The sequence below is a fragment of the Deltaproteobacteria bacterium genome, assembly GCA_030690165.1.
Lineage (GTDB): Bacteria > Desulfobacterota > GWC2-55-46 > UBA9637 > UBA9637 > JACRNJ01.
The window spans coordinates 26,134-42,932 of sequence record JAUYHF010000027.1; the positions used below are offsets into that span (position 1 = coordinate 26,134).

18 protein-coding genes are annotated in these 16,799 nt (G+C 38.1%); all 18 read right to left on the reverse strand.

The features are described from left to right. Positions 1–83: 83 nt before the first annotated feature. Positions 84–854, reverse strand: a complete 771-nt coding sequence (locus Q8P28_05250; GenBank protein ID MDP2682200.1) for a glycosyltransferase family 2 protein — start codon at positions 852–854, stop codon at positions 84–86. Between the two features lie 6 nt (positions 855–860). After that, positions 861–1,355, reverse strand: coding sequence for a transketolase (locus Q8P28_05255; protein MDP2682201.1), 495 nt, complete (start codon positions 1,353–1,355; stop codon positions 861–863). Continuing rightward, entirely contained in the window at positions 1,348–2,235 is an 888-nt protein-coding gene (locus tag Q8P28_05260; protein ID MDP2682202.1) for a transketolase, read from the reverse strand. The genes Q8P28_05255 and Q8P28_05260 overlap by 8 nt, the downstream gene beginning before the upstream one ends. 14 nt (positions 2,236–2,249) lie before the next feature. Then, positions 2,250–3,317 (reverse strand): radical SAM protein, encoded by a 1,068-nt coding sequence (locus Q8P28_05265; protein ID MDP2682203.1) that lies wholly within the window; start codon positions 3,315–3,317, stop codon positions 2,250–2,252. Between the two features lie 38 nt (positions 3,318–3,355). Then, positions 3,356–4,885 (reverse strand): PfkB family carbohydrate kinase, encoded by a 1,530-nt coding sequence (locus Q8P28_05270; GenBank protein MDP2682204.1) that lies wholly within the window; start codon positions 4,883–4,885, stop codon positions 3,356–3,358. Positions 4,886–5,045: 160 nt separating this feature from the next. Then, positions 5,046–5,522, reverse strand: coding sequence for an adenylyltransferase/cytidyltransferase family protein (locus Q8P28_05275; protein MDP2682205.1), 477 nt, complete (start codon positions 5,520–5,522; stop codon positions 5,046–5,048). A gap of 73 nt (positions 5,523–5,595) precedes the next feature. Further along, positions 5,596–5,964, reverse strand: a complete 369-nt coding sequence (locus tag Q8P28_05280) for a GxxExxY protein (GenBank protein ID MDP2682206.1) — start codon at positions 5,962–5,964, stop codon at positions 5,596–5,598. A gap of 50 nt (positions 5,965–6,014) precedes the next feature. After that, on the reverse strand, positions 6,015–6,965 hold the full coding sequence (locus Q8P28_05285; protein MDP2682207.1) for a hypothetical protein: 951 nt from the start codon (positions 6,963–6,965) through the stop codon (positions 6,015–6,017). A gap of 17 nt (positions 6,966–6,982) precedes the next feature. After that, positions 6,983–7,540, reverse strand: a complete 558-nt coding sequence (locus Q8P28_05290; GenBank protein MDP2682208.1) for a hypothetical protein — start codon at positions 7,538–7,540, stop codon at positions 6,983–6,985. A 22-nt stretch (positions 7,541–7,562) separates the two neighbouring features. Then, positions 7,563–8,090, reverse strand: coding sequence for a hypothetical protein (locus Q8P28_05295; GenBank protein MDP2682209.1), 528 nt, complete (start codon positions 8,088–8,090; stop codon positions 7,563–7,565). A gap of 72 nt (positions 8,091–8,162) precedes the next feature. Beyond that, positions 8,163–9,587 carry a radical SAM protein gene (locus tag Q8P28_05300; GenBank protein MDP2682210.1) on the reverse strand — a complete coding sequence of 475 codons (1,425 nt, stop codon included), beginning with the start codon at positions 9,585–9,587 and terminating at the stop codon, positions 8,163–8,165. A 10-nt stretch (positions 9,588–9,597) separates the two neighbouring features. Then, positions 9,598–10,341, reverse strand: a complete 744-nt coding sequence (locus Q8P28_05305) for an SDR family oxidoreductase (GenBank protein ID MDP2682211.1) — start codon at positions 10,339–10,341, stop codon at positions 9,598–9,600. A 59-nt stretch (positions 10,342–10,400) separates the two neighbouring features. Beyond that, positions 10,401–11,537 (reverse strand): radical SAM protein, encoded by a 1,137-nt coding sequence (locus Q8P28_05310; protein MDP2682212.1) that lies wholly within the window; start codon positions 11,535–11,537, stop codon positions 10,401–10,403. Between the two features lie 93 nt (positions 11,538–11,630). Continuing rightward, positions 11,631–13,133, reverse strand: coding sequence for a radical SAM protein (locus Q8P28_05315; GenBank protein MDP2682213.1), 1,503 nt, complete (start codon positions 13,131–13,133; stop codon positions 11,631–11,633). 11 nt (positions 13,134–13,144) lie between these two features. Then, a complete protein-coding gene (locus Q8P28_05320) occupies positions 13,145–14,653 on the reverse strand; it encodes a radical SAM protein (protein ID MDP2682214.1) in 1,509 nt (502 codons plus the stop codon). Next, complete coding sequence (locus tag Q8P28_05325) at positions 14,641–15,390, reverse strand: methyltransferase domain-containing protein (protein MDP2682215.1); 750 nt, start codon at positions 15,388–15,390, stop codon at positions 14,641–14,643. The genes Q8P28_05320 and Q8P28_05325 overlap by 13 nt, the downstream gene beginning before the upstream one ends. Before the next feature lie 16 nt (positions 15,391–15,406). Beyond that, positions 15,407–16,126 carry a hypothetical protein gene (locus tag Q8P28_05330; GenBank protein MDP2682216.1) on the reverse strand — a complete coding sequence of 240 codons (720 nt, stop codon included), beginning with the start codon at positions 16,124–16,126 and terminating at the stop codon, positions 15,407–15,409. 150 nt (positions 16,127–16,276) lie between these two features. Beyond that, positions 16,277–16,799: DegT/DnrJ/EryC1/StrS family aminotransferase (locus Q8P28_05335; protein MDP2682217.1), on the reverse strand; the 523-nt coding region annotated here is incomplete at its 5' end.

Consider the following 16,799-nt stretch of genomic DNA (forward strand, 5'->3'; position numbering starts at 1 on the left):
ACAGATTGTAGAATACGATTACACCGATTAAGACATCTGTGTAATCTGCCTTTTTAATCTATGTAATCGGAGATTGTGGTTTTTCAACAATCTCTCACTTCTTTCATTTTTAAAGCAGTCACAGAATCGGGGGCAATGCGCTTATCCACCTTTTTGCCAAGATATACGGAAGCCATTACCGTAAGATAGCCCCGCATCACACCCAGAAGCGATTTCAGGGTTGTGGCCTTTGATCCGCCTGTACTCCGCCTTTTTAATATATATGGAACTTCAGCATACATATAATCGTTTTTTAGGCATTTAATCAGGAGCTCTGTCTGATAAAAGAAACCTTTGGCCTTTAAGTCAATGTTATCCAGCACGCATTTGCGATACATAACGGTCCCGTTCATGTAATTGAGCAGCATACCGAATGACAGATTGATGATCCCCTTATAAAGTTTGGAAAGCATTCTCCGTTTAAATGACCTTACACTCGTATTATATACAAACGGTATTACAACATCAACATGGCTCATAAGAGGCATATAGCGCAGGATTTCAAAGGCGTCATTTTCCCCGTCGCCGGGAACCATGGTTACAATCTCTCCCTGAGATTTCTTTATGCCTTCCCAGAAAGACGCCCCTATGCCTTCCGGCTTATCGTGGCTTATCAATTTGATAAAAGAATATTTTTTGATAAGCACTTCTACTGCATTCCCGGTGCTATCCGTGCTTCCGTCATTCATAACAATAATCTCGCCGGAAACTCCAACCCTGTCAAACGACTCTATTACATTCTCCACCGCCTTTACGATATTTTTTTCTTCGTTCAGAGCCGGCATAATAACGGTTATTTTGTAATCACATTTCATTCCTGTTTACACCCTGAAATATCCGGCTTTTGTGTCTGTAACCCACTCTTTTACCAATTTGTCAAAGTCAACTTTTTCTGTTTCATAAGGGTCGTATATTTTCATATCTATTAACTGCATTATTTTTTTATCATCTTCATCGCAACAGTGCGACGGACCAAGAAATTTGAAGTAATTACTAACCCCTGTTGCAATAAATTTAACATTCAAGTTCTGATGCGCCACATCATTCCGTATCTGCTCTAATGAACGAAAAGCAAGAAAATTTACAATGGAATATACTATGGGTATTAAACCGGTCATTGCCATTCCGGCCGCTATGCCAACGATCCCTTGCTCCATAATGCCGACATTGAAAATCCTGTCAGGGAATTCCATCTTAAATTTATCAATGGCTCCAAATCCCATATCGCAAACAAGCAGCATAATCCTCTCGTCCTTTTTTGCATAGGGGATAATCTTGTTGACAATATCTTTTCTGTAATTTGCTGCGCTATTCAAAACGACACCCCATGTTTAATTCGTCTTCTGTCGGCAAACGGAAGTGAAATTTAGGAATATTTTCCATGCACAACAAACCGTACCCTTTAACGGTGTTTGCTATCAATACCTGCGGTTTGTCAAGCGCACTGCTCTTTATCCACCCTTCTATGATAGAAACCATTTTTTCAGGATTATGTCCATTGCACGTCTTTACTTCAAACCCAAAGGCCTTCATTTTTTGCTGCAAATCAAACCTTTTCCCTTCCACGGTCAATACATCCTCTATAAAATCCATAGCCTGCAATCTGTTATGATCTATGATAACCGTCAAATTTGACAGTTTATACTTTGCTGCAAATTGAACCGCTTCCCACATAGACCCTTCCTGCATTTCGCCGTCTCCGACAACACAGTAAACCCTGTACTTCTTACCCTGTACTTTTGCTCCAAATGCAATGCCTACGGCGATGGGCAGTCCGTGACCAAGAGCGCCGCAGCTTGCCTCTATACCGTGTTCTGTGCTTCGTTCCGCGCATCCTGATAAAAAACTTCCTCTATAAAAATTCTCCCAGTCTTCCCGCTGAATATACCCTCTGTCTGCAAGAATGGCATAAAGTCCATAACAGCCGTGGGCCTTAGAAAACACAAGCCGGTCTCTTTCTTCCCACTGCGGATCACGAGAAAGATTCATGGTGTGATAATAAAGCGCTGTTAAAATATCAACGCAGGAAAGGGATGGAGCGATATGGCCTGCCTTATTTTGGACGGCGATTTTTACCAGATCCTTGCGCATCGCATTTGCTTTTTTATATAACTGGTTCGCCGGTAATTCAGCCAGCGCCTTTACTCTGGGAGAGCCTCCCGCGCTAATGTTTTTCTTTATTGATTTCCTATTCATGCATTATTTCCATTTTAGATAAAATTCACATGTCCTGATGGGTGCTGCAATTCCCATAGATACCGGTTAATCTCATCCATCCTGCAGTTCACCCTGCATTGTGATGTATTCAAATCTGACCCCACCCACTGCATGGATTTTCTTCTCAGATCACCTTCCCATATTTCCTGAAAGGTATTTTGATAAATATTCCCGTATAAAAATCTCTCATCGCCAAGATAGGCGCTGCATCCCCACACATTGCCTCCAGCATCTATATACGACCAGAAAGGCAATGCCAAACACCGCTCATAATTCCTTTTAGCATCATCCCATTTTTTCATGGTATGCTCGCGAAAAATAACCTGAAAATCTTTTGTGTTCATACTGCGCAGGGTTTCGCCAAGATTCATATATTCGCTATAGCGAAAATCCTTATATACTTGGGTGCGGCTGAAAGAATGTTGAGAATAGGGCTTGATAACAAGATAGTCCACTCCGAGTTCCCTTGCCTTTTCCGCCAAAAGCGCGGCCTCATGCCAGTTTTCCGGCAATAAAATCATCTGCATGCCTATGGCGCACTCCAGATTATTTTCCCTCTTGAATTTTAGAGCCTCGCCAATATTTTTTATGACTTTGTCAAAATCCTCGGCGCGGGTTCCGTGTATCTTTGCATAGGTTTCTTTTGTTGCGCCATTGATGCTGACTTTGATCCATGTAACCGCCGCAAGGGTCTGCTGCATAAGTTTTGGGATAAATACCACCCCGTTTGTCGTAAGAGCCACATCAATGCCTGCATTTTTTGTATGGAGGATAATCTCTCCAATATCCTTGTGCAGCAGAGGCTCTCCTTCTCCAGCATACATAATGCTTTTTATTCCAAGCCGCGCCATTTCAGAGAGCCTTTCCTTCAATACCTTTTTATCCAGAAACCGCTGCTGATATTCCATATAGTCAAGGGCGCAATAGGTGCAGCGGTGATTGCATGTGCCCGATGTTGCTATCTCGGCGTAAATGGGATAAACCATTTCCCCTGACAACCAATTATTCACCCTCGGAATATGATATATCAATTTATGACTGTCTATTCTATATTTATCCATAACAAACCGCCTTGTTGGATTTAAAAATACTCTGGAAATTATTTAAGAATGGTATTGATAAATTCCAGCAATTCAAATTTCTCAACCGATTTTTTATTGCAGACAATCTGAACAGCAATGGCCCCTGCGACATTCCCGATAAAAGAGAGCATATCAAGCGGCATACCTTTGGCATAACAGGGAGCGGTATAGGCAAAAAAGGCGTCCCCCGCGCCCACCGTATCAACAACTCTATGAGAAAATATCGGGGTTCTGTTTGCGCTGTTGTGATTTACGCCGAAGGATCCTTTCTTTCCAAGTGTTACAATCAGGCAATCCGCCTTGACGGTGCTCGCAATCTTTTTCGCAACCTGTTCAATGTCAGTGTGTTTCTCCTGCGCCGATAATCTAAGTTCGCTTTCATCAAGGCAAACATAGTCGGGATCATCGTATCTGGTTATCAGATTATAACCCACATTGGCTGCGTTTGTCTGCGCATTTACGGCAAATATCTTTGCATGTGTTTTGATAGTTTCTATGATGTTATTGGTAATAAACCCATGTCCAAAATTAGAAACCATAACCAAATCATATTTGGGAACTTCTGCCGCAAGATAGTCAACAACTTCCGCCTCTAATTTTCCTGTGATAAAATCATCGTTCATGTAACATACTTCAAATAATTTTTGATTCAGATACTCATGGATGTATCTCTTTTTTATAACAGATGGCCCGTCATCTCTATAAAAAAACTTCGACTTAACATTTGATTTAAGATTTTTTGTGATGAAATCTTCTCTTGAATCTTCACCGCCCAAAAGCGACACCATCTGAACATTATCGCATAATCCGGCAATATGATTGGCAACAGCAAATGTCCCGCCCGCAAAAACCTCGTGAGACAAATATTTACTGACAACAAGATTCGCCTTTGAAGATTTCCCAAGCGACTCGCAATAGTGGTACTCATCAATAATGCCGTCGCCAATAACCATCACTTTTAAATTCTTTAAAGCGTTTATTCTGTCCGCAATATCTGAAAAGTTATACTTGCCCTTAAAATCGTTTAAAAACTTTTTGGTCTCTTCAGGATATGGATCCAAAAAATTATTTATAATATGCGACGAACTAAAAGAAAAACCCTCGGTTTCAATAATGCGGCACTTATCGGAATAGAACTCCTTTTCTTCCTGAAAGAGTCTTTCATGTATCTTTCTGTCTTTTTCGTGAGCGGCCTGGCCTTTTGCAAAAATATCCGGATGTATCATCTTAATACATTCAAATGGAACCTCATTATCCACAAGACACACATAATCAACCTGCTCAAGAGATGCCACATTTTCCACCCTGAACGCCTCCGGAAATATCGGCCTTCCTGGACCTCTATGCACATCCTTATCTTTAATGACCGACACAATCAAGACATCGCCGAGCCTCTTCGCATGGTTCAGATGTTGTATTATGCCAGGATGAATAAGGTCGAAGACGCCATGGCTTTGCACAACAACTTGTCCAGCCTGCTTCAAGGCCTTCACTTTATTAACCACCTCGTCCAGTGTTAATATTTTATTCATTTTCTTATCTTTCACCTGAAAATCCCCCTCACCCTAACCCTCTCCCGCAAGGGGAGAGGGAACTTAAGAAGGTTCCCCTCCCTTGACGGGAGGGGAATGAAACACCCTTAATGGGTGTTTCATGGGAGGGTGATAGATTTTCATCCCCCTTTGTGCCAAAAAGTTCATCGCAGTCTCATTTTTGGAAATATTGATTTATAAGCTTTGTTGATGAAAAAACAATTTCGTGAGTGTAACGCATCTCCGCGCCTATTTCAACTAAAACCGCTTGCTCTTGCTGGAGTTTACCTGTCTTATCATCTTTATTTTCAAATTCCTGTCCTTTAACATAGATATGCGGCCTCAGCAGCCGTAAGGTTTCAACCGCCGTAGGCCATTTGTTAATTGCCACATAATCAACACATTCCAGAGCCGCAATAGATTCCGCCCTGAGGGTCTGGTTGTAAACAGGGCGGCCATCTCCCTTATCAACATAGATATCGGGAGATATTGTTACCACCAAAACATCACCCATTTTCTTTGAAGCCTGAAAATATTTTATATGACCAGGGTGCATAAGATCAAAACATCCGTGGCATAAAATAATCTTCTTGCCTTTAGATTTAAGCCCCTGAAGTTTCATGGCTAATTCTTCCATCTCTAATATTTTCATAATATCCTCTGATATTGATTGCACAGATTTTTTATCACAGATTACACAGATTAAAAATCGGTGTAATCAAAGACTAATTTATTAGTCGTTTTACCTGACAACTCTTGTTGCCAAAATTGACTAATAACCCAACCTTTAGATTAGATGCTTTTAAATAAGAAAGCACCTGATATTTGAAGACATCAGGAATATTACCTGCTAATGCCTTAATTTCAACTATGGCCTCGTTTTCAACAACCAAATCCATAACCAGATAACCAACTTTGTTATTCTGGTAATACACCTCAAATCTTTTCTCTGTTTCAAATTTTAACCCTTCTTGATTGAAAGCAAACTTTAAAGCCGTATGATATATCTTTTCATTAAATCCTGGTCCCAATTCCGAGTGAACTCTATAACAACAAGCTATTATTCGTTCAGTAAGTGGGTCTCTATTCTTCATCTGTGTAATCTGCTTTTATTATCTGTGTAATCAGGCTGTTGATGACTTTTTCAACAGCCTTTTAAGGCAGTCCACAGTGCAGGTATAGTATCTGCATGTTTTCCTTTTATATAAAAACTTATTCCCCCGTCAGCTACAGTTCTTACAAGCATTGTCTTCCATGGCCTGAAATAATATGCCGGATTATTTCTTGGAGGCTCTTCTCTAAAATCCTCCGGTAAGTCATAGAGGTCGCAAACTAAAGTAGTAAAATGTTTGATAACCTTACCCTCTTGATGAGCCACATTCCTTGCCATACTCAATGCCTTGAGAAAAACCTCGGGCGCCATGACAGAACTGCCAAAATTCATAACAACGCCACCCTCAAGTTTTGAGACCACATTGGTAAACTTAAGAAAATCAACATATGATAAGGCGCCTGTTGCAGCGCCGTCAAAGTTTGGATGTTCATGGATAATATCATATCCAATGCCAATATGAATAGTAGCAGGTATATTTAATCTATAACAAGCTGCAAGAAGACTAATATTTTTGTACGGAAAACCCCCTTCATGGATAGCTTTGCCTATACTCTTTCCCATACCGCCAGAATTACCATTTTGATAGGCCTCATTGACAATATCATTTATCCGGCCTGTTTCTTTCCACAAGCCAAATTGCCCTTCTTTTATATAACGGGCAACGCTTTCTGTGGTAGCGCCAATAAGCGCAAACTCAAAATCATGGATTGCCCCGGAGCCGTTCATTGCCAGGCAGGAAATATAACCTTTCTCCAGCATATCAATAATATATCTCTGCACGCCTGAGCGAATGACATGCCCGCCAAGCATCATGATTACAGAACTGCCCGTTTCATTAGCTTTTTTGACGGCAAGTGATATATCGCATAAACAAGGATACGAAAAAGAATGTTCAGCCAGTTTTTTTACAACTGAAACATCTAAATCATGGATACGCGCATTGAGGGGCAAAAGTTGCAGATTAGTTCTATCAAAAGTCATATACAATATTAACCCTATTATAAAATATTTCTTGCTGCTTTACTATACACTGCCTGTGGTGGTGGAAAACCTAATATACATCCCCAACCTGCTATAATTTTAGCCGTATAATAAAGCGATCTGGAATTCAATGAATATCTATTCCCGGAAAGTTTAATCTGCCTCATAGATAAAAGCCTTTCAAGGCGGTTTAATAGCATATCATCCACGCCATATAAAGATTCAATATCTGATATCTTCAACTGCTTTGCGTTATATATTTCGTAAAGTATTCTGATACGTCTGGCTGTTTCGCTCATGTTGAATATATGAAAATAGCTGTACGCCAGGGCATTATAAACGGCCAATCCATAAATCACAGCCCACGTCAACTCATAAGATGCTGCCGTTAGTTGACTAAGATATACAAACCATCCGGCTATCCCCATTGGTATATGGCCGATTACTAAACATATAAGCACCACAAGTTGATTTGATACAGCCGCCCGTCTCAACCTGGCTATTCGTACGGCTATCATCTGCAGAATAAGCATCAAAAGAGGCGTGCATGCTAACAATATTAAATATTTTATCATGGGGGTATATGTTTAGAATGTTCTAACCTCTGCCAGTAGGCAGGCCAAGCATCTTACGTAATAATATAAAGCAATTAACCAGAGCAATACCTCGCCGTGTTATGCTAATGTGGCCATTTGATTCAGCTATTAATTCCGCCTCTAACAATTCCTGGATACGGGGCTGTAAAAGAGCCTTTGTGCTGAAATAACCTGACAAATCATCGTATGATAAACCCTTTTTTTCAGAATCACCTATAATTAACGATAACGCAAGCGAAGGAGATACTGCTTCCACTGCCGGATAACTCAGAATATAACCTGCTGAAATAGCAAAGTGGAGCAAATAAACCGCTAACCAGCCAGCCCGAGAGACATTCATTACATCCGCTATAAAACCAAACCAATTGAAACCGGTAATAATAACACCAGCTATACCTGGAACAATAATAAAAATAATAAGTAAAGCAACAGCGCGATTACGCGGACACCACCAACGCCAAATAAATATATGCAAACCTAAACAAATAACGAAAATCACGATACTTGCCAATAAGATTTTAAAACTCATCTTTGCTTTCCTTATCTATATGCAATGCGCAAAAATAACTCATTATTATTTGTAATTGCTTTTGAATAATCTCTAAATAGTCTTTCTGAACAACCACGCATAAAAAAAGGTAGATATGTAAGAACGGCCTCTCTCTTCCTTATGACGTAAAAAACTGCTAAGCAGATATAAAATGAAAAATAGGGGCTTTAATATTCTAAATCTAACCACCCATCTGAAATTTTTATATAACCATGGATAACGTATAAAAAAATATGCCAAATGCTGGAGGTTTACAATCTTTTCTTTATCCTTAAGTGATAAAACGCTTTCCTTCAAAAATGATTTAGGCATATCTTTGAAAGTGTAATCCGCTTTTAAATACCCTTTCTCAATACAGTAATTGGTAAGCTCTGTATTTGGAAAAGGCAAGAATAATGAACAAAATGGCTGTTGTGTCCCTGCCTTTTGATTTAATTCTATCGTTTTATACGCATCTTCAAGTGTTTCCTCCGGCAAACAAAACATATTGGATGTCTGAACCTGCATTCCATATTTGCGTGCAATCTGCCCACATTCAATAAGTTGCCTATCTGATATTTTTTTATTCAATATTTTTTCTCTTATTACTTCATTTCCTGTCTCGACCCCGAAGCTTATTGTGCGGCATCCTGCTCCAGCCAGCATCTTTGCCAGCTCCTCAGTCATTAAATTGGCCCTTGTAGTGCACATAAATGGATAACCTATTTCCTTTTTATAAATATCCAGAAAGTGTGCAAGCCACTTTTTATTTGCAGAAAAAAGATCATCAACAAAAAATATTGATTCCACAGGGTGTTTCCGGCGTATATTTGAAATTTCACGGATTAGGTTATCGGGGTCTTTATATCTCAAGTATTTATTATGGCTATCCTTAAATATATTTTGGATTTGCCCATTGTAACAGAAACTGCAATTATATGGACACCCCCTGCTCGCAATAAAACGTGGGACAGTATCCTTTGCCATAACGGGATAACGGGTAAAATAAGGGGTTCTATCTTCAATAATATCAGAAGAGTAATTATAAAAATCTGCCCGTCCTGTAGAACGGGCAACTCCGTTTTCATCCTTATACGCTAAACCCTTAATTAAAGACAAATCGCTTTTACCCTCATCCAATGCACGGCATGTTTCCACTAAAACATTTTCCCCATCACTGTTGCACACCAAATCAACACCCTGTACCGCCAAAATCTCTTCGGGATAAATTACAGCGTGAATACCTCCAACTATTATCTTAGTTGTTGGCAGTTTTTGCCGCAGCTTTTTAACCGCTTCTACCATCCATAAATGCTCGGTAGACATCAAGGAAATGCCGACCAAGTCTGGCTTAAGTTCATAAACAGCCTCACTCGGTTCCTTCTCCAATGACCATACTATCACCTCACAGTCAATTCCATGATGTCTGAGGTATGTCATAATGGCCAATATCCCAAAACTTGGAGATGCAAATTGCTGAACTAATACTATTTTCATACAGCGCCTTTTATTTAGATAAACCCCTTATGAGTTCAACCATATTGGAAACAAATCTATCAGGCATCCTTCTGAGTATTCCATATGCTATACAATACAAGACAGATATACAAATACTTTCCGGCGGCATGCGCAAAAGAGTGGCCTTTATAATTTTATCAGCCACCCTGTCATATCTTGGAACAAACCATGAGCCGTCTCCGCTCATATGTCCAAGATGAACCGTCATCAAATGTACACGTTTATGCCAGAGAAGTCTTAAAGAACGAAGCGCCATATCTAAATAAGCTTTTGAAGCAGGATAGGCAACCTTATTCCCCTTCGATGGAGGAAGCCATGCGCTTATTGATGAGATTCCTACCAGCATACCGCCACATGATATCAAATAATCTTCAAATACCTCCAGTGTATGGACAAATCCATCAATACCTGTACGATTTACCTTTGTAAATATATCAAACATTAATTTGCCGTCATTGCCTACATCTGAATCAATGACTGCCGCGTTAAAAATAACACAGACAGGTTTGTCTTCGCACATACCAATTATTGACCGCATAATATTTACAGACGACGATTCCCCTATGTCTGCCTGTATATATTTAAATCGTCCGGTTTGCCGCCATGTTAAAATATCATTTATAGCATTTTCCGATGTTCTTCCAATCCCAACTACTCTCAAGCCATTCTTTAAACAACTGTTTACCAACGAGGCTCCAAGTCCACGTGAGGCACCCACAATTATATAAAACATGTCTTGCATACAGTTTTAATATATCAATATTGAAAAGGAATTGCTGCCGGAGGTTTTTACTATCTTTTAATTTTTAAGGCGTCAATTATATGTATGGTTGCCATACTCAGGATATTGTTAAGATTTAAATCCATTACCGCATTATGCTCAATATTTGCAAGAAAGCAGCACGCCTCACAATCCTTATTTTCCTTACATTTATTCAGCGCCCCTTTCAAACCCAGGTTTTTAATGTTGGGGGCATCCTGGTCGTTATGTGCCCAACAGGTAACTACCCTGCCATCAGCATCAATCTGGTATTTCAGTTTACCATGATAACAGGAAAAGAGCCCCAGCCCTTTTGTATAATCTCTGTCCTCGCTCGTAAAATATCTTATGTCGTATGAAGCAGGCCAATGTATTGCGCTTTTTAAAACAGTATCGGCATAATAAATCGGGTATCCCTGTTTTTTAAGATCGTATATTTTTTTAACCGTACTTCTTATCTCTTTATCAGTCATTCTAATCTCATTGTTTAAATCAGTATAGTTATAGAGTATGCTGTATTGAACCCTGAAATCCATCTCTTTTCCAAGCCTTGCCAAATATTCCATATTATTTATATTATCTTTTGTAAGAGTAGCTGAAACTACCATCGGTATTTTATATTTTTTACCAATCTCAATTGCCGCTATCGCTTTTTTATAACTGCCCTTACCTCTGTGTTTATCATTACTTTCCTCTCTGCCATCCATACTTATACACAGATTGTCTAAACTCTTTAACTCATTTATCCTCTTAGGAACGAGGGTTCCGTTACTATTTAAACTCACATAAAATCCTTTAAGTTTTGCATAATTTAATATCTCGCCGAAATCCTTACGGAGAAGTGATTCACCGCCATGCAGGGTTAATATCCTGGTCCCCATTCCTTTTAATTCATCAATAATCTCAAGTAGTTGCCTAGTGGTAAAATCAGGAATACCTTTACGGTTGCCATAATCTCCATAACAATAATCACATTTAAAATCACATGAATTGTTGGTCACCAGAACAACAAACAATGGCTTATCTACCTTAAAAAGACGACAATAAGCAAGGCTTGTTAAAAACCGCATCCTGTTAAATGCTGATTTAATCGGCGTATTCTTATAACGTGGCAGCTTGGACAAGTATTCTAAAATGCCTTCATCGTTCTCAAAACCATCCCATTTCATAGTATCTCCTAAATCTAACACCCGATAATCAGTACTACTATTGACAATCTTAAGACACTTCTATACAAATCGCACATATTCAAAAAAACCACCCTACCTTTTCAAAGGCGCCCAAAGCCTGAAATTATTAACCTTTTTCAATATTATCCGTTTCATATAATATCTATTCCAGTCTTTCTTATGAAAAATAGCATGAAGCGCCCTGGGAATAGCACTGCTAATATAGAAATTTTTTATTTTAAACAAACGATAAAATTTAACATATAAAATAAAACGAATGAACCACTTGGGAAAAAAAGAAAAATAGTTCAGCCAAAAATTAATATCGTGGTATGCGTGGACTTTTTTGATACCGTAAGACATTCTGCCGTGCTCAATATTTTCAATATCACTACCTGTAATAATGCCTAATTCAGCAGCGTATTTAGTAATCTGGGCCTTTGGATAATAAGTGAGCCAATATACACTAACAAGGCTCGGACGGTTTTCGTTATAAAAAGCCAATGCATCAAGCATATCTTTTTCGGTTTCTCCAGGAATGCCAAAAATCTGGTCGCATTGAAGCGTTATGCCTCTGGAGCGTATAATCTCTATAGCCTTTGCAACTTTTTCACGGCGGATGGAGCGTTTCAGGACCTTTTTAGAGATATCTTCGTTTAATGATTGCACTCCCATAGCTACATACCAACAATTGGCATCTCGCATCAGATCAGCCAATTGCGGTGTAACCAGATTTGGATACACGGAAACAAGAAACGGAAGTCCTATCTTTTCTTTATATAAAGAAAGAAAACGCTCAACCCACTTGAAATCCAAACCAAAACATTCATCAACAAACACTACGAAAGAAGGAGAATAATTTTTTTTAGCCCATGCCAACTCGTCAATTATATTTTCAGGAGAACGATGACGGGATCGTTTTCCCTTTATTTCGTGGTTCAAATAATCATTTATGCAATAAGAACAAATAAAAGGACAACCCCTGGAACACTGAACAAAATAATGAGATTTCATAGAAGGATCAACATCATAAAAAAGGGACTTATCAGGGAAAGGAAGTTTATCCAATTCATCATTAATAGTATGCCTTGAAAAATTACCTACCATACGGCCGTTTTGCTTATATACTACTCCATCTAAAACAGGCGACTCACCTGCCAAAATGGAGTCAAGATTTTGCATATATGCCAATGTTGAATATTCACCTTCTCCAATACACAATGCGTCTACCTGCGGATAAGTTAATGTTAATTCAGGCAGCAACCCAGCATGCACACCTCCGACTAACACCTTTATATCAGGATTTAACCTCTTAACCTCTTTCGCAATAGACATATTAATCTGAAAGGTGTCTGTCAATAAAGATAATGCCAATACATCCGGCTTTTGTTCACAAATTTCCATGGCAGTCTTTGTATAAAACTGATTATATAGTTTATCAGAAGAATCGAAGGCATAATAATCCACAAGATTCTTATAAACCAAGGCCGTCTTTATATTTGCACTTTTGAGCACCGCCGAAATATATTCCAGCCCGAGTGATTCATAATCGTTATAATAAAATAGAACAAACTTTTGCGTTTTATTGCCTGACATCTTGCTCTTTTTTATCCTTTTTTATATTGTGTCAATAACTTACCCTGAAATTTCCACTTTATTAACCATAATAGCCTTTTACAGTTGACCATAATAACTTCAAATACGCACCTAATGTAGTATGTAGACATCCACCACTTTGGCGGAAGTTCTAACCATTTAGTTCCTCCCCCTCTAATGGCATTTTTTATAAGCGTCCAAAAACGTTTTGGCTGTAAAAAATACAACATATTGGCTTGTATAACATCCATGATTATCTCTTCTTTAGTTGACCCTTGTGGATAATACGGCAACGGATGTTCAAATGGCTTTAGAGATGTTAAAACCCCTGTGGGATGAAAATTCTCCCAAGCGCCAACTATATTTAAATTATTTTCTTTTTTCGCAATATCATATAATCTGCTTCCAGGATAAGGAGTGGCATTGTTAAATCTTGCTTTTGAAACATCCAATGAGATTGCCAAATTAAGTGATGCGACCCTATCGGCCCTGGTTTCACCGGGAAGCCCATAAATAAAAACAGTATCTACACCAAAACCATACTTTTTAGCCAGATTTATTCCATTGACAATATCCTGTACAGTTTCTTGTTTATCAATCATCTTCATCAGTTCTTCGCTTGCAGTTTCCACACCAAAAGCCAATCCTGTAAAATTAGCAGCCTGAAGTCTTTGCAATAAATCATCATCCACGCAGTCCCCGCGGGTTACCATAGTAAACTCTGCCTTATTGTGCAATCCTTTATCAATAATACCTTGGCAGAGTTCATAAATCCTTTTCTTATGAATAGTGAAAATATCATCAAAAAACATAATATTAGAAGGGGCATATCTATCTACTAATGTTTCAATCTCCTTAATCACTTTATCAGTGGCTCTGTAGCGATACTTATTGCCGTTGATTGCACGTTGGCTGCAAAAAACACAATTATAAGGACAGCCCCGTGACGAAATGATAAAACCCATATCATAAATTTTCGAGTCAAATAGATGGTACGGAATATCCGGCAAAAGGTTAATATCAATTAAAGGCGCCATTGGTTTATGTATAATCTTACCACTGTCTTTATAAGAACATGATAAAATATCTTTAAACCCCAACCCGTTCTTATGGCTATTAACTATTTGTTCAATTACCGGTTCAGCCTCTCCCCTGACCACAAGGTCAATTGATGGCTTGCTAATCACCTCCTCTGGCGCCACAGTTGGATGAATACCTCCGAATATAATTGTTGATTTGGGATATAGAGACTTAATTAAATTGGCGAGTTCATAGCCACGGCCAACATTTGGAGTCATACAACTAATGCCAAATAACTGCTCATCATTATCTGTGATATCTTTAATGTTTTCTGGTGTTATCTTTTTAACCTCTTCATCTATTATCTCGACACTGCAATTTCTTTCCATTAAATATGCTGCAAGATAACCAAGCCCCAAAGGAACACTTTTAGTCACCAAAAAATCAAATGGCCCCAGCACTTTCTTTTCTTTCGGATTTATAAATATTATATCGGACATACATTTTTCTCCCTTATATCTCCTTTATTTAGAATGAACCCTTCCGCCACACATGTTACCCCAAAAAACCAATTATATTTTCTAAAATTCATTTCAAAAGCATTAACTGCTTTGAGCAAAAAGTTGGCAAGAGGAGACACCGGTTTCATATCCGAAGTATCGGATGTTTTAAATTTTCGTAATAACCACACCAGAGGATAAATACCTCCATATATGTAGTAAATATCGGTAATATTAAAATCTGCATTGGTAAGTAAGCTTTGCAACTCTGTAATCTCATATCTTCTGTGATGTCCAAGATAAACATCGTGAGAAGACCACAAACTTTGAAATGCAGGCACAGTAATGAAAAAATAATTTTTGCCGGATGAAGCTCTTTTAATTTGAATAAGCAAGTCCAGATCGTCTTCTACATGCTCCAAAACATCCATCATTATCACCAGAGAATGTGAAATATTTGATGGAATTTCATTTGTTTTTTCTGATGGGGCATGCCTTGATAAGATTATCTCTTTATCAGTATATCCAGTATCCACGAGACAAATATTGTTTATGAATTGAGCATAATTTTTGTATAGTTCATTAGAAAAAAAACCGGAGCCGGCTCCAATGTCAATTACGTTAAACTTTTGCCTTTCCAATTTGTATAACTTCTCTATATATCTAAAAAGTGGTATCTTTTTTGTTTGATAATACCAATGAATATCTGGATTAACGCCGCTTTCAATCTCTTTCAAGTCCATAATGGTAAGATTAATATACAATCCTTAAATTAAAATACCTGCCAATGGGTTCAATGATAGATTTTAGTTCATCCTCACTTCTTTCTTCTAAATTTGAAAAATCAATTTTAATCTCATTTATATTCATTTCAGAACATTCATAAAAATTTATTAGCATATCTGTTAAAAAGGCATGCATTGCCTTTGGATTAGCTTTTTCATATATACCACATAAATCAATTATTGCTTTATCTCCCTTAACTGTTAATATTCCTTTGAATTTCTCTATATAAATAAGAGAATCTATAAAATCCCTGAATGGCTTAATCCACATGTATGATGCAACCAGTACACAAGAAATAATCCCAGCAATCCGAAAGGTTTTGTTAGTGGCGCCAAAAATAAATAATATTCCTGGGGATAATGCAATAGAAAGTTGAGATAAAAAGGTTTCATAATCTTTATTGAACTTGCGGCATATCTTTTCAATCAATTTAATAACCACAAGAGATAAAATTAAACCTGCCAGAAATCCTAAAATAATCCTAATCTCAATCCCCTCAAACCTATTATACCTTTTTACCCATCTAATCTGTGTGGCAAGTATGATGGATATGAAAAAGATATAAACCCCTGTTTGTTCAATAAATTGTTTTATGCTTTTACCTGCCTGTTCAGAGAATTGTTTTATCCATTCCTTTGCCTGTTCAAAGAATTGTTTTATACCTTCCCTAATTTGGGCCATGTCCATAGACACTCCTCCTATTATCTTTCAGTATTACAACAAGATGAATTTCATGATGTATTCTTATCCACATATCCATTTAAAGAACTCGGCGGCAAAATCTTTTATCAACATGCGCCAATAGCTAATTATACTTATAATTAAAACTTTTTAAGCTTAAACGAGTTTCTTGATAGAGTCAATAACATATTTTACTTCATAATCATTCAATAGGGGATAAAACGGAAGAGATATGGTGCATCTCCCGATAAGGTCTGCCGTTGGGAAATCCTCTGGCTTAAAACCAAAGTTTTCACGGAAATATGTCAACGTATGTATTGCCCTGTAATTAACTGCAGCGCCAATTCCTTTATCCTGCATCTTATGTAAAATCTCATCCCGCCTCTCTGGATCAACCCAAATAGTATAAAGATGCATTGCGCTTTTGCCTTTTATTTCAGGTATCTCAATACCATTTATATCAGATAGCCCTTCTGTATATCTTCCCCAGATTTCCCTTCTCCTCTGCCAGTATTGATCCAGTCTGTCTATCTGTTCTACAAGCAGCGCTGCAGATATATCAGACATATTATATTTCCAGCCAAGTAAAAGCATATCCCAGTGCTGATACCTGTCAGTATAGCGATTTGCTGCATCTTTAGACATGCCATGCAGTCTTAAAATTTTGAGCCTTGCAGCC

Coding starts and splice junctions, on each gene's coding strand:
- Q8P28_05250 (MDP2682200.1), bottom strand. CDS start 854: ATGAAATGTGATTACAAAATAACCGTTATTATGCCGGCTCTGAACGAA.
- Q8P28_05260 (MDP2682202.1), bottom strand. CDS start 2,235: ATGAATAGGAAATCAATAAAGAAAAACATTAGCGCGGGAGGCTCTCCC.
- Q8P28_05265 (MDP2682203.1), bottom strand. CDS start 3,317: ATGGATAAATATAGAATAGACAGTCATAAATTGATATATCATATTCCG.
- Q8P28_05275 (MDP2682205.1), bottom strand. CDS start 5,522: ATGAAAATATTAGAGATGGAAGAATTAGCCATGAAACTTCAGGGGCTT.
- Q8P28_05280 (MDP2682206.1), bottom strand. CDS start 5,964: ATGAAGAATAGAGACCCACTTACTGAACGAATAATAGCTTGTTGTTAT.
- Q8P28_05285 (MDP2682207.1), bottom strand. CDS start 6,965: ATGACTTTTGATAGAACTAATCTGCAACTTTTGCCCCTCAATGCGCGT.
- Q8P28_05290 (MDP2682208.1), bottom strand. CDS start 7,540: ATGATAAAATATTTAATATTGTTAGCATGCACGCCTCTTTTGATGCTT.
- Q8P28_05295 (MDP2682209.1), bottom strand. CDS start 8,090: ATGAGTTTTAAAATCTTATTGGCAAGTATCGTGATTTTCGTTATTTGT.
- Q8P28_05300 (MDP2682210.1), bottom strand. CDS start 9,587: ATGAAAATAGTATTAGTTCAGCAATTTGCATCTCCAAGTTTTGGGATA.
- Q8P28_05305 (MDP2682211.1), bottom strand. CDS start 10,341: ATGTTTTATATAATTGTGGGTGCCTCACGTGGACTTGGAGCCTCGTTG.
- Q8P28_05310 (MDP2682212.1), bottom strand. CDS start 11,537: ATGAAATGGGATGGTTTTGAGAACGATGAAGGCATTTTAGAATACTTG.
- Q8P28_05315 (MDP2682213.1), bottom strand. CDS start 13,133: ATGTCAGGCAATAAAACGCAAAAGTTTGTTCTATTTTATTATAACGAT.
- Q8P28_05320 (MDP2682214.1), bottom strand. CDS start 14,653: ATGTCCGATATAATATTTATAAATCCGAAAGAAAAGAAAGTGCTGGGG.
- Q8P28_05330 (MDP2682216.1), bottom strand. CDS start 16,126: ATGGACATGGCCCAAATTAGGGAAGGTATAAAACAATTCTTTGAACAG.